At 53.6% G+C, this 14763-nt stretch carries 5 protein-coding genes; 3 read left to right on the forward strand and 2 right to left on the reverse strand.

The window, feature by feature from the left end; genetic code table 11:
• Positions 1-212 precede the first annotated feature (212 nt).
• The 3 genes from ACP15F_RS07045 to ACP15F_RS07055 all read left to right on the forward strand — a co-directional run bounded on the left by ACP15F_RS07045 (position 213) and on the right by ACP15F_RS07055 (position 10113).
• On the forward strand, positions 213-3533 hold the full coding sequence (locus ACP15F_RS07045; RefSeq protein ID WP_424940108.1) for an STY4851/ECs_5259 family protein: 3321 nt from the start codon (positions 213-215) through the stop codon (positions 3531-3533).
• A gap of 210 nt (positions 3534-3743) precedes the next feature.
• Entirely contained in the window at positions 3744-9569 is a 5826-nt protein-coding gene (locus tag ACP15F_RS07050; protein WP_424940109.1) for a DEAD/DEAH box helicase, read from the forward strand.
• Between the two features lie 28 nt (positions 9570-9597).
• Positions 9598-10113 (forward strand): hypothetical protein, encoded by a 516-nt coding sequence (locus ACP15F_RS07055; protein ID WP_424940110.1) that lies wholly within the window; start codon positions 9598-9600, stop codon positions 10111-10113.
• A gap of 458 nt (positions 10114-10571) precedes the next feature.
• On the opposite strand, the gene ACP15F_RS07060 is transcribed toward ACP15F_RS07055, so the two are convergent.
• Positions 10572-13865, reverse strand: a complete 3294-nt coding sequence (locus ACP15F_RS07060) for a DEAD/DEAH box helicase (protein WP_424940111.1) — start codon at positions 13863-13865, stop codon at positions 10572-10574.
• A complete protein-coding gene (locus ACP15F_RS07065) occupies positions 13858-14646 on the reverse strand; it encodes a hypothetical protein (RefSeq protein WP_424940112.1) in 789 nt (262 codons plus the stop codon). The genes ACP15F_RS07060 and ACP15F_RS07065 overlap by 8 nt, the downstream gene beginning before the upstream one ends.
• Positions 14647-14763 lie beyond the last annotated feature (117 nt).

Below are 14763 nucleotides of genomic sequence, written 5' to 3' on the forward strand. Positions count from 1 at the left end.
TAACTCCGAATTAAAGCCTTGAATATTGGCAACTTTCCCGCAATGGTTGCTTGCAAAAACAGTGTGTCGAAACCAACAACATCGAACGACGAAACTACTGCTATCGATGAAAATTAGGAACAGGCGCACCTAATTTCAAAACGGCTTTTTCGAATGACCATTGTGTTTCGCACCTGGTGATTTTGCAGAAGATGAAAGGAGCACGAAGAACGGTGACCGCATCTGCTGAGCAACGAAATGAAACTGAGTTCCCCAAGGGCACACCACCCGATACAGCTCGTGCATTCAGGGAAATTGGTCTTGAGCGCAAACCCGGGCAACCTCTGAATTCCTACAGCATCACATCCGAACAAGTAGAACTTTTGCGCCACCATCTCGTCCACGCGGCACAGTATCGGCGTCTAACAAGCAATGCTGCTCCCTTTGTTCTTTGGGCCGCTGAGACTTTCAGAAGAGAATACGACGGAGGACAATATGCGTGGGAGTTTTTGCAAAAGCCTCTGAATTTGAAGACAGATTATCAATCTCTTCACGACCTCACACGTCGTGGTCTCCATTGGTTTGGTCGACAACTGACCGTAGACGATGGAGTAAACTACTATCTCAAGACCCTCGCCGCGGAAGGCGGTCTACCGGAAGCCCTTTTGGCGGATCCATCCGGCCTATATCGCAGGTCGGTTCGCGGCCTGATGGCGGATATTGAAAAGGTAGGAATTGCGGCTCCTCGAGACCTACTTGTGCAGCTCGCAGCTCAACGCATCTCATTTCTTCCACTCGGCTTCCGAACCTCCGAGTTTCGTGATCTGTTTCTTGAATTCTGCCTGACTCTTCTTGAGCGTCGGGCAGAAATACCGCCCTCAGTACCCTCCGAAGCTCGGCAGGCATGGCTCGATGCCAATAGCCCGGGATGGAAAGATGAACTTCCACTTCGCCTGGACAGTTTGGCAGCGCGAAGCCTTTTACTTGATGCTGTCACTTCCGATGCAGGAGCCAATCAACAGGAATTGGCCACACGCCTTCTCGTTAAAGTGAAAGACGCCTGGGTTCCAAAACTTTCAATCAGCAAAACGGCTGAAATTCCCGAATGGCAAATGGGGGATGTAGAGAGCCAAATCAACTCTATGAGGCTGTTCCCAGATGCAGCCTTAAGCCTTGCTGCCCCCAGTTTGGTTCTTTCTGCAGATAAAGAGACAGCATCCAAAACTTGGGACGTCCGAAGAGAAACAGCCGGTCGGCGAAGCGTTTTTTCGATGCCGCTGGACAGACCCATTTCGTTCCGTCTTTTGGCGGAGGGACGTCAGATTGGCACCTACACACCGCCCGGCGGGCAGGCAATCGACCCAAACGACATCCCAACAATTTGGAAGCTTTTTGAGAAAGGACAGGATGGAGCGGCACCCATTCTCAAAAAAGTGGGTGCGAGTGCACTTCGAACAAGGGAACCTGAACTTTGGGTTCTTGCTGGAAAGGAAGCTGCGCGTTTTGACGGTCTGGATGTGGAGCAAGAAGGCGATGTCCAAGGAGCGACACTCTGGCGCGTCTCTGGCCGTGGTCGAGTCTTTGGCGATGGTTGGAGCCTTTCACTGACAACCGACGCCGATCAGGAAAACACTGATCGGATCATCGCTCATGGCATCACCGTACCCGGAATGCGAGATGTAAGAGGTATGGAGGTCCACCAAGGGCTCCCGAATTTTTATTCTCAAAGTGAAGAGGGCATCGGTAGGCACCTTCCACCGAAAAACCTCTGTTGGCGTCCCGTTGGACAACGCAATTGGAAAGTCGGATTGCCCGACGCAAAAACATCCATGGGGTTGTTTCAATTTGGTTGGCGGGATGATCAAAGCGCCACCAGGGCCTTTACTTCTTTGCGGCTTCTACCGGAATCCGCTCGCTTTACATTGCGCGAAATGGGCGAAGGTCAACTCAGCTTTTCCGCTGAAGGAATTCCTCCCGGAACATCCATCACACTACTCGGCCAAACCACCGGGATGGTTTCCACCGAAGGAAGTTTGAGCCTCCCCCTCGCGCATACAGCCGAACACCTTGGCAGAATATCTCTTCACATTCGCCCCCACGATGGAACGGGTCGGCCATTCGATGTCAGCCTTCCCCGTCCGAGCACCCGAGGGTTCTTTTTAGACCAGGATGATCGGGTTCTTATGGAAGACCTTTCACTCGATCTGGGGATGCTGGCGGGATGGCGAGTTTCAGTTCCTCCCGATCGAATAGCCGAGCTCAGAATTAGACTTCTGGGCGACAGCCACACCAATCAGCCAGTCACCTTAAAAATCCAAAACGAGACTGCCCTCAGTTCATTCATTCCGCGCTTCAGGAGATTGATGACGATTGGAGGCCCCGACAGTGAATTGCGTCTTCGCGTTCTTGTCGGCGCCAATCAAAGTCGCAGAATTACACTCCGGCGACATCTACGCGACGGCAATTGGCACGGATCATCCCTTACCGTGCCTGGGGCAGAAGCTGAAATTGATCCTGACGGAATGAACCTCCATTGTGTGAACCTTCTGGCGCCCGAAACAAGCTGCGACATGGACGGCATCCAGCCTGAAGATGATATCGAATGTCGTTTGCCTAACCATCCTGGGCCTTGGCTCGTCTTCGCTCGGGATTCTTCTGGCCTCATCCGTCCGCCAAGGCCAATTCGCAGGAACGTTCAAGAAGAGCCACTGCACCCCCCACAGTTCTCAGAGAGCTTTGTTTTGGCTGGCAAATCGAGCCGCCGCTCAGAACGAATTAGGGCTTTCGCAACAGTCCTGCAGGATTTGTATAATCCACTAAGCATTGGAGACCTATCGCTGTTCGAACAGCAGATCGATGATCTGGGAGGAAGTGAAGCTCTTTCAAGCCTCGACTCGGTGGTCGCGCTCTCCAATGCTCCGGAACTCGCGGCACTCCTTGTTCTGAGAGGAAATGCCGAAAGCCTTCCAGGTCGCATGGAACTCGAGAATGCAAGCCCATTTTCATGGACTACACTTCCGATATCGGCTTGGAAAACAGCCATCGAGCGGCAGGTTGCCCTTCTGGTCTCCCGTATGATCTCGGCAAACATCGGTGCCGATGATGCTCGAAAATTCGCAAATGATGCTGTCTTGAGCAGACTACGCGGCCTTCGTGATCGCCGCCCCGAGATTTTTGGGCAGATTTTCCTGGCTGCAAGCGAAACCGGACTGCTTCGTACTTGGAAAGAGTTAGGGGCTGTTCCAACGAGCTTCTCAGATCCAAAGAAGGCGTTGATTGAAGCAGCTCGAAGAGCCATCTCGAAAAATGAAGGTGCGAGGCAAGCTTTCGATCTTCGATCCCCTTTTGCGCCTGTGGAATTCAATCAGTTTTACGAACCGATCAGAGGTCTATTGGATGCACCGATTGTCGCTGCTGAGTTCGCCTTGTCTCGTCGCAACCATCCCGTAGACCCAGCCACGGCAATTGCGCTCCTTCACTATAGGTTCCACGATCCAGACTATTTCGAAACTGCGATGCCTGCAGCCATCGCCCTCATCCAGCAACAGAATTGAACACCCATGAAGACTTCCGGCTTTGGTAAAACCCTTTCTGAAATCGCAGAACGCGCAGCATCTGCCATCGTTGCCAGAGGGCATATTCATTCGGATTCTGCCCGCAAACTACTGTTACGGCGCCTTGCTTCTGAGCCCGGGCATCCGGACAGTCTAATCGCTCCTCCAGTCTATGAGGCAGCCCGAGTATGGCAATCTGCAGAACCCAGTATGGCTGATCTTGCTGGAGATCTATTGCGGACCGATTTGGTAGAAGCTCTGGACAGTGCAGGCGAGCAAGCAATCCCTCGCAATCGTCATCCATATTGGCATCAGTTTGAAGCTTGGAAACAAGCCGCTGCAGGCAAAAGCTACATGGTCACCAGCGGCACCGGTTCCGGAAAGACCGAGTGCTTCATGGTTCCGATGCTCAATGACCTTTTGGATGCCGCTGAAACAGGATCTCGTCACGGAGTACGCGGAATTATCCTCTACCCGCTCAATGCACTGATTGACTCGCAACGCGAACGCCTCGCTTCTTGGATTGCACCATTTGACGGTCGACTCTCTTATGCACTCTACAATGGCGACACCCCTGAAACACGTAAACCGCATGTTCGCCCCGCGCCGGCCGAAATCGCAGACCGAAAAACCCTTCGCGGCAATCCCGCCAATCTGCTTGTGACCAACGTCACGATGCTGGAGTACATGCTGACCAGGGCACAGGATCGAGGCATCCTGGAGCAATCACAAGGGCAATTGCGTTGGATCGTCCTTGACGAAGCACACACGTATGTAGGCGCCCAGGCTGCGGAAATGGCCCTGCTTTTACGCCGTGTGCGCCAGGCCTTCGGGGTCAAGCCCGAAGATGTGCGACTGGTGGCGACATCGGCGACGATCGGGGAAGGTGCAGAAACCGAAGATGCCCTGCGGAAATTTGTCTCCCGGCTTGGTGGCGTATCCGAAGATCAGGTCGAAATAATAATGGGGCGCGAAGAAAAAATGTCGCTTCCTGGCATTGGCAAAGATGGCCCGATACAAGCGGAAACTCTTCGTGACCTGGATGCGTCTGAACTCTGGCAACAGCTCGCCTCCCACCCAAGAGCGCGAAAGGCACGCGCAGAGATTCGGGATGGTGGTGCAAGGCTTTCCCAGCTTGCCCAGATTCTTTCACCGGAATTGCCGCCCAATGATGCAACGGCTGCCTCACGCATCATTTTGGATGCCATGGCACAAGCTGCACCTTCAGGTGACTCAGCAGCTCTTTCTCCTTGGCGTCTCAATGTCTTTCAACGATCTCAAGCAGGGCTCTGGGCCTGTGTGGATCCGCAATGTCCCTGTCGCTCTCCGGAGTTGAAAGAAGAAAAATCGGATTGGCCATTCGGGGAAATCCACCTTCACCAAACAGATCGTTGCCCGGAACCCTGTGGAGCACCGGTATTCGAGATTGGCGCCTGCAATGAATGCGGCACGCCATGGTTGATGGCACATCGTGAAATGGGCGAGCATCGCCGACTTGTTCAAGGGGGTCACGGTGACGAGGAAGATGACTTCTTCCTGGATGCAGAACCCGATGACGAGGCAAGTTCCACTGTTCTCGAAGAGGTCACACTCATCAGGCCAACCGACGGTTCTCATCCCGTAGAAATGTTACGACACGAGGATTCAGTCCTTAGGGATATCCTTACAGATGAGTCCGGGCACAGCAAGATTTTCACCACGGCACCGTCGGATAGAGGTTGTTGCCCAGAGGCGCATCACGCCCGAAATCGGGTTGGTGTCCAACGCTTCGGGGCACCCTTTCTGTTAGGCAACGCCATCCCGCAGCTTCTGGAAGCAACCCCTCGGCCAGAAGGGGGTAAGTCGCCCCTGCCGCTCGGCGGGCGGCGCCTTCTCTCGTTCACCGACAGCCGCCAGGGCACCGCGCGATTTGCAGCCAAGCTCCAACAAGAAGCAGAGCGAAACCTGATCCGGGCCGCGGTCTGGCACGCGGTACAGGAGAATTCGGCCGGAGATCCCGCCAAAGCAGAGGAACTTTCCAGGCAAATTTCCCAGCTGCAAGGCATGGCTGGAATGGAAAGCGTTGTCGAAGACCTGAAACCCAAGTTAGCCGAAGCTCAGGGAGGGTTCTCCTCGGTCTCGTGGCGCGACATGGTCAACGCGATTGCAAGCAATCCCGAACTCGTCAACTTTGCTGGTATCGTCTGGAGAAGCAGACCATACGGTGGCAAAACCCTTTCCGAAGAACCAGCCAGGCTCGCTGAATTCCTGCTTCTGCGCGAGGTATTCCGTCGACCAAAACTGCAAAACAACGTCGAAACCATGGGGCTTGCGCGCCTTTGCTGGCCCGAACTGGAACGACGCATGGAAACTGGATCCTTACCCGCTCCTCTTGCGGAAGCGGGTCATAGCCAGGCGGACTGGGTAAATTTGGGTCTGGCGGCCGTAGATTTTGCGTTCAGAAGCCGCCTTTCGGTGAAGCTCGAAAAAGAGCCTGTCGATTTCGCTCACTGGATCAGCCCAAGGCAGGCCAGCGCGCAGGTCGCGGAGCCGGGAACGGAATTTGACGCCACATCCGCCAGCCGCCGGACACATTCGTGGTACAGTGCCCTTTCCGATGCACGATTGGTCATGATGATTTATCGACTGATCGGTGGCTCAAAAGAATCCGCGACGGATCGGGAAAGATGTCAGGAGGTGTTGGATCAGCTTTGGGGTCATTTGAGGCAATCGGGAATTCTCTTCCGCGCGGATCCAGGTTGTTGGCAATTGGACTTCAGCAAGTCTGGTTTGAAAGGCATGGAAACCTTGTGGCGCTGCCCTGTAACACAGCGCCTGCTGCCCTACAGCGTCGCGGGACTGACGCCCAACGCACCGCTGCACGAAAAGCCTGTCACACCCGTCTCCTTCCCTCGCCTGCCAATTGCCAGTGTCACCGGCCTCACGGCCTCCGAACGAGACGAGATGGATGGCTGGTTAAAATCCGATCCGGATGTCTTTGCATTAAAAACACAAGGTCACTGGACAAACTGGCACAATAACGCCGCCAGCTTTGCCCCCTTCCTGCGCGCCCAGGAGCACTCCGCCCAGATCGATCGGGAAAGCCTGAAAAGTTACGAGGACGAATTCAGGGCTGGCAGGATCAACATCCTGAATTGCTCCACCACGATGGAGATGGGAGTCGACATTCCCAATGTGGGCACCGTCGTGAACACCAACGTCCCTCCCGCCCCTTCAAACTACCGCCAGCGCATCGGGCGCGCCGGTCGGCGGGGCGAGCCCTGGGCCCTTTCTTATACCTTCTGCAAGGACAAGCCACTTGACTGGCAGGTCTTCCGCCAGCCGGAAGCACTTCTTCGTGCCGACATCCCCGCCCCAGGTATTCGACTCGACAGCCCGGTTCTTGTGTCGCGGCACGTGAACGCCCTTCTTCTCGGCATGTTTTTGCGCCGCGAAGGCGGGGTCAAGGTTTCTACCAAGATCGGCACGTTTTTCGGCGCGGCCGAGTTTAAGTCTTCCGATCAACTCAATGAAATCTGGGTGGAAAACTCCCTGGCAGACCAGTTCCAGGCGGAATTGGATGGCGGCTGGGCTGACGAACAGGAGATCACGGAAGCAATGGGCCATGTGGTTCGAGGAACCGTCCTCGAAGGAAAAGCAGGGCTTGCCGCTGGAACAGCCTCAGCCTTCGCCGATCTTCGCCGTCGGTGGAGAGCAGAATACGAACAACTTGTCGACGGCTGGCGTGCTTCACCAGAGAGGGATCCAACGAGAGCCTTTTTCGCCAATCGTGCAGGACGCATGCGCCGCGATTTCATGATGACAGAGCTTGCTCGCCGCGGATTCACTCCCGCCTACGGCTATCCTGTTGATGTAGTGTCATTCGCCCATATCCAAGACAAGACCGGAGGCGCTGGTCCCTCCCGGCAACTTGACATTGCCATCCGTGACTACGCCCCCGGGTCGGAGGTTGTGATTGATGGTCTGGTGCACAAATCCGACGGCATATTGCCAGCTTGGAGCAATCGTGCCGATGCAGACAACATCGAAGATCTTCGCACTCATTGGCACTGTGACAACTGTGCAGCCTTCGGATTATCCCGCAATCCTGTCGAGACCTGCCCTGAATGTGAAACGCCCACCAAACAGGGCGAAGTGCTTCGCCCGTCTGGTTTCCTGGGCCGTTCCAAACCCCATGCAGGGTACGAGCAGGTCAGTTTTGTTTCGCCAGACCGTCCCCGTGTCTCTTCCGGCGCCTCCCCGTGGATCACCCTTCCAGATCCAACGGTCGGGCGTGTGCGAAACTCCAGACAGGGCCAGGTTTTATTCACAGCGTCTGGAGGCGATGGGAATGGCTACGCTATTTGTCTGGCTTGTGGCCAATCTGAACCTGAAATTGGCCCTGCGGAAGAAAATCCTCTCTCAAAGCGTATGAAGACCCATTTTCCGTTACAGCCTCTGAGAGACAATCCTCGGCATGACGGGAGGTGCCCTGCGTGTGATGACAGCTCCCGAAAAATCCGCCGCAATGTTGTGTTGGGAAACGAAATCACCACTGACACATTTGAATGGCAGTTGAGGGATTTGGGCTCCACCCGCACTGATCGTGCGCAAGCAATGGCGATTGCCGCTGCCTTGAGAGAGGCTCTTTCGAAAGAGCTGGGGATCGAAGCAGAGGACATGGGTGTAAGCGCAGCACCAAGTCTCCTGGAGGACGGCAACCGATGCATGTCCGTTTTCCTTTTTGACCGGGCTTCGGGCGGGGCCGGTTTTTCGCCCCTCGCGCTCGATCGGCTGGCAGGCCTTGTGGCGCGCGCCGTAGAGATTCTCGATTGCCCTGCTCATTGCGAGGCAGGGTGCCCGGAATGCGTTCTCAGGGGAGACATTCAGTATGACCAGAACATACTCGACCGACGTGGCGCTTTGGACACTCTAACCTCAATCCGCCAGCGCCTCCGGTTGCCGGATGAGTTACAATTGTTCGGCAAGAAAAGCAGGGCCCTGCAACAAGACCTGCCAACCTGGCTTCTTCCCAGGCTTCGAGGTGGACAGGTCGCCGATCTGACAATTTTCCTTCATGGAAAGCCAGACCACTGGGATTTGCGCGACCTTTCCACACTCTTGCCGCGACGAGACGAAGCAAAGGTTTCGAAAGTGGTTCTACCGAAATCCCTTCTCACTCTCATGGAAGCAGCATCAAAAGTAGATCTTGTTCGCTTCCTCGCGGAATGCGGAGCTCGACTTCACATGGTGGATACACTTCCGATGAAAGGAAATGCGCCGATTATTTGCCAGTGCACCTACGAAGGTGTCACTCAGGGATTTGCCGCTCTCGACGAGAATGCGGCAGTTGCGGATGGTCGATGGGGATCACCGGAGGGCGGTGTCATCATTTTTGGCCCGGATGAAGCAGTCGAAATTGGCCAACCTCTGTCTCCCGAAAAGCTGGCTCTCTTCAAAGAGGGCAACTCCGTTCATGCCGATGTCGCCCAAAAGCTTGATGGTCCTGTCGGCAAGTTCGGCGGCGCATTCTGGAGGATGGTCAAAGAAATGCGCCCCCAGCTTTTCCAGGATGTTCCGCTTGCCAGGGTCACATACTCTGATCGCTATTTGCGCAGCCCCCTTACCGTAAGACTACTGCAGGAAATCCTCCGAACAATGCCCGACCGCTCCAACACCACAAGGGTTTCGGTTATTTCATCTGGCCTTGACCGTAGTGCTCCTTGGCAGAATCACAATATCGAAGACAATTGGGCAAGCGACTCGGTACGCCTCAAGGCAATGCAAACACTCTTGGTGGGGGCCAATGTCCAACTACTGAACAAGCGTGATTGTCCGCACCCAAGGTGCCTCAAGCTCGAATGGGAAGATGGAAGAAAGGCTCTTGTAAATCTCGATCAAGGAGTGGGCACCTGGATCCCATGCGGTTCGGGCTCAACACGGTTCGACGTCGATGGCGATCCGGTTCAGCAAGCGTCAAAGCTGAATTCCATGAAGTTTGATGTCCGCAACAGGCAACCTGCTGGGATCGGATCTCCTGTTTGGGTGACATGGTAATTAACTTTTTTTGAAAGAATACAATGGGATGAATATCGACGAACTCATCTGCCGTGTTTCGGCCTACCCCGACGAGCCCGAATGGACAAAGAAACTCGAACAGGAAATCCAGATTGGAACAGGGTTTCACGGAAAATGGTATCGTTCCCAACGTGAGCACATGTTGGGATGGCTGGTGTTTCAACAATGTGAGGCACGCCGGAAGGGAATAGAGCGGGAAAACAACCTGGCGAAGCCGATGTGGAACCGGCTCAAGTGTAGTCCTCTGATGTTCTGGTTGGCTGAGGTTTCAGGCGTTGAGGCTCAGGTCCTTTCCCAAGCCCAAAGCGCTGCTATCCAGGCAACGGCAATCAATCCGAAAGACGGCAACCCACATGGGAAGATGATACGAGAGTTCCTGCCATGGGATGTGGTAGAACCAGCGATTTCGACTGGCTCGAAACCGCTGCCAACAGAACAAGCGCTTGTGGTTGCCAATAGAGCTTTCGATCGCCTCACACAAATGCGCCCCGAGTTCAAGAAAGCGAGGGCATTCAAAGCCTAACAGACTGGTGCCTTAGACAATATTAGCTTCCTGCACATCGGTTCGAAACAATCTCTTCCCCGTTCCAAGGAAGGATGGCGGTGTCTTCTATAGATGCGAACACACCGAACTGTGTGGTAATTTACTGCCGACCAGTACCAGCTGCGGTATGGGATTTCCAGTTAGAGACAGAACCAAGGGGCTTTGTGCGTGTGATTGTGGAGAAGAGTACAGCCCTTGCCCCAAATGTCGTGATGGTTGGTAGAGCGAAAAGGTCTCTACGAGAAGTTTTTCGGGTACGCAAAGTTTCCGCGATGTGACGTAAAAGGTAAACTTTGAAAGCGAATTCTGTTCGTCTTGGGTGTTGGCTTACGAGGTTGACCGAGACCTTCGCCGCGATGTTACCAAAATCCCGGGTTGCGCCGCCAGAACACTTCAGCACCTCCTACGAATAAGGCGGGGAGTGGTCGTTCCGCGCCTCAAACGAGATCAGCTATTGCTTGCTCTTGCAGAGCAGTTTCTACACGATGCACTACGATGTCATAATCCTCTTCCGGTTCGGACCGTTTTAAGTGCGGCACCAACTCTTCAAAGTGCTGGTGAATTTGTCTGCGTGTGAACGCCCTTTGGTTCAAACACTGCTGCAGCGCCAGGATCTCCAAATTGTTGAAGCCTGCCCGAATGCACCGCGACAGATTTGCAATCACCGACGGTATTTCCTTTGGTTCGTCAGAATTTGCCTGCTGATACTCGAGCAGTTTTGCCGGAAGGCTGAACGCATAAGACAGATCCGGGATGCATCGAAGCGCAAAACGTCTGGCCGCCAAACACTTTCCAAGATCCTGGTCTTTACCCTGAAACTTGGCTTCCAGTGCTTTCAGAGGGTGTCCTGCAATCCAAAGATTTGTCAGCTCCTGAAGTATCGGCACAGCAATGCCCCGGCGTATTTCTAAGTCCTCAATTTCTTCAAACTTCTTCCCCAACAATCTGTTGAGATTTTCTGCGCGGAAGCAGGCGGCAAATGCAGCCGTATCTTGCGACAACCAGCCAAACAACAAATCACTCCACATTTGAACATCTGAACTGGCAACATCTGTCCGTTCTGCCAGAAAGGTCTCCAACGATTTCACCACAGAAGTCGGGAAGCCAAACAAGGCCGCAACATTTTGTACCGCATCCAATTCCGCATCGGATGTCAAACCCGCTTCAGCCGCAAAGTTTGTAACCGCCTCAACTCGTTCTGCGACCCAGTCATCATCCCCATCACGTCGGGCCCGAAATCCGGATAACGAGCCGACAACGACTCGATCCAAATCGGCCACACCTTCCGAGCCTCCTGAACTGACCAATCGGGAGATACAGTATTTTGCAAGCTCATTCTCTTGATCCGCGCCCTCATGAATGCGGTCCATTACGTCCATTAGCGGATCATCGATGTCCAAACATTGATCGGACTGGCCAAAAATTGACAGTAGAGTTGTCCAATGATTGCCGATTGCCTTCTCACCAATATCGATGCCCACGACACGCCCGGGCACCACCAAAACCATCCCGTTCGCAATCATGCCCGCCCGTCCAGCTCGCCCCGCCGCATTCAGCAACTCTTGCGCTTCAAGCACCTCGCGCTTTTTCAAAGTTTCATCAAAGCGACTGTCTTCGGCAATGATCACCATCTCACTGGGGAGATTCATGCCCTGAGCAAGCGTCGAGGTTGCGCACAGAACCGATAAACTGTTAGGACGCTTGTAGAGAGACTCCACAAGCCTGCGTTCCTCCGGCAGCAGCAGACCATGATGGATCGACGCTCGGGACTCCACATTGCCATCCTTGCACGCAAGAAAGAGACAATCGCTATCGCCAAATTCTTGAACCGCTGCCCGGTGCAGGCTTGCCTCATTGGGATTAAGTTCAATTTTCGCCTTGGCCAGCCGATCATTAACCTTGTTGGCCGCGCTATTGGCGTTTTTTATCGTTTGAAAGAAGATCAGGGTTTTCACCCCCATCTGCGCACTTTTCGATCCGATCGCCGCAGAGATTTCTCCAGAGTTTGGGGTAAGTTTCCAAGTCTTATTGACACCCAATAAAACATCTTCCTCTAAAAGTGGCTGCAAACTGTAATCATCAGCGTTTCGGGTTGCCCAGGTTTGGTGCAAGCTAAAAAAGCCAAGAGACTTTGCGCCAACTGCCCTCTTGGCATGAGACGGCACACCCTTTGTCTTAGCCCCTTGCCTTAGCCATCGTAGTCGCGCTTTTAAGTTGGACAAATCCCCTTCATCGTACACCAAACAGCCACGAATTTGGCGTGTCGGCTTCCAGGCGAGTGACAATGACAAGCAAGGTCTGCCAGTTAGCTCTGCCACCCACTCCGCCAACTCGTCTGTGTTCTTCATCATCGCGGACAACAACAGCACATCGATCTGATCCGCAAGTCGGATCAGATTGAGCAGGCAAAGCATCGCATCTATAGGGCGACGATCTTCTGGACGATCAGAAGGGTGCAGCAAATGACATTCGTCAAAGACAACCAGACCAACATTGGCAAACTCATCCCGATCAAAGCTCATTTGAGCCAAACAAGCCTCAGGCGTCAGAACAAGAATTTCTGCGACATCCTCGCCGCCAAAGCCTGCCAGAAAGGGATCGGATTGCTCCCTTCCAATTTTCGCCGCTGGGAATGCCTTTGACAAAGACGTGGCTGTTTGATCAACCAGAGCCAGTGTCGGAGCGAGGAAAACAACTTTGTTACCTGCCAATAGCGCGGCGTTGATTTTCAGCTCCGATAACGTGGATTTCCCCGCACCTGTTGGAAATCCGACAACCGACGATGTACCAGTTTGCAAATACCCTTCTTCAATCGCCTGTCTGTGATTTCGCCACAAGAAGGGACGCTCGGCGGCCACTTTGCGCAAGCTTTCTTGCCATTGGACCCCATCCAAACCATCAGGCGGATCGATCCCAACAACAGAGCTGTCCAGCAAGTCCCTCGATAATGCGGCCATCAAAGTTGCCAGATGGAATGGCCCAGCAAATGTGACCACCTCGTCGAGTTCCTCATCCTCGAAAACATCGACCTTTTCGGAAATGCACAAATTCCGTAGTGACAAAAACAATTCATGCGCATCTTCTGCGGCTTCGCCCGGTCGCCCACTAAGCTGACGTGCCAAGATTTGAATGCCAAACAAGATCTGGCGATAGAGTGCAGCTACAGCGACATCAGAAATATCTTGCCCCTCGAGATAGTCGAGACCCGGACAATCAGCATCAATGATCGACTGCAGTTTACCACAGGCAAGCGACCGGATCGCCGCAATCAACGCGCGCCGAATACGATCTTCATCATCCAGCCGCAAATGGTCTGCAGCCTCACAGGCATCCGCCGTCGCTTCTGCAATCAAAAACAACAGAACCGTCGATATGTCAGACGATATGCCGCTGCTTGCCAGCACGGAGCTTTCCTCCTGGCGTTCCTGAAGCTGCTCCGCCTTGAAGACCAATTGATGCGCCGTGCCAGCAACAAAGGCCGCAGCCGCGCGATCCTCTCGGTCCAAATCCACACTGACGAACGCTTCGTTTGTGCGCGCCAAACGCCGCATGTCTTCGATGACCGCATTCAGTGTTTCATCTTCCTCTGCATCCTCAAGCGAATTCAATCGAATGCGTGCAGATGAGATTTTCGCAAAGGATTCAGACAGTGTCTTTGACAGATTATCGCGATCCAAATCCGGTAGTTCCGGTACTTCACTGATCAACTGCGTTGTTTGCGGATCAAACATGTGCAGCCTCCAGTTCATCCAAAACCGCTAAGGCCTTCTCAACAATACACTCCATCCAAGTTCTAAGGTCTTTCACGTGCAATGTTTCTGCACGTCTGCGCTCAACATCCCCCCGCACATTATCCTCGTAGCCTTTGAACAGCCTGTTCAACCCGTCTTCAGAATTGTGTTCATCCCCGATCGTAACTGCGACACGGTACGATCGTGTGTCATCCCATAGAACACCAGCAATCGCTTTGTCGGGGTCAATGTCTCGCTTGGTCTCAAGAAGCGACGTTACACGCGACACCAACTCATGATCCCGAGTACCAGCTTCGAAGGACAAAAACTCCGGCCAGACCTGACTTTGCACCTTATTGCGCGAACTGGTCGTCGCCTTGTCTTCACACAGCACAGCCTTACAAACTTTTCCGGTCTCTTCGTCGATATGCAAATGCAGGCCGTCAAAGCCTTTATCTGCATGTTGCATGTGGGGCGGCGTGATGAGTTCACCTTCACTGTTGAGATGGGCCGCGATCCACGAAATGACCTGAAACACCCAGCCATCACGATGCCAAGGATCTTTTTGTTTTGAAACCAGAAGAGAACGGGCACCATCAAAGGCACTTGAAAACGGGGTTATATCACCTGCTTGTGTCGCTGAAAGAACCTTCGCGACATGCCGATATTGACCGAGCGCTACTTTGGCCAAGTGCCTTGCCAGTGCGTCAGTGTCCTCGATTCTCCAATCACAACCGGACCACTGGTCTTCGTTCCCTATTTTTTTGAAAGATATTGGCAAAATTATTTCCTGCTCATTACTGGAGCATCACGTAAATAGTTGAAGAGATTTCGTATGTGCCCAGTTAGGCGTTTCGTACGGATGACCCCATAATGCAACCTTCGGCTGTAGGTGCAA

Origin of the sequence: Aliiroseovarius sp. S253 (assembly GCF_049800855.1) — a bacterium.
Classification (GTDB): Bacteria; Pseudomonadota; Alphaproteobacteria; order Rhodobacterales; family Rhodobacteraceae; genus Aliiroseovarius.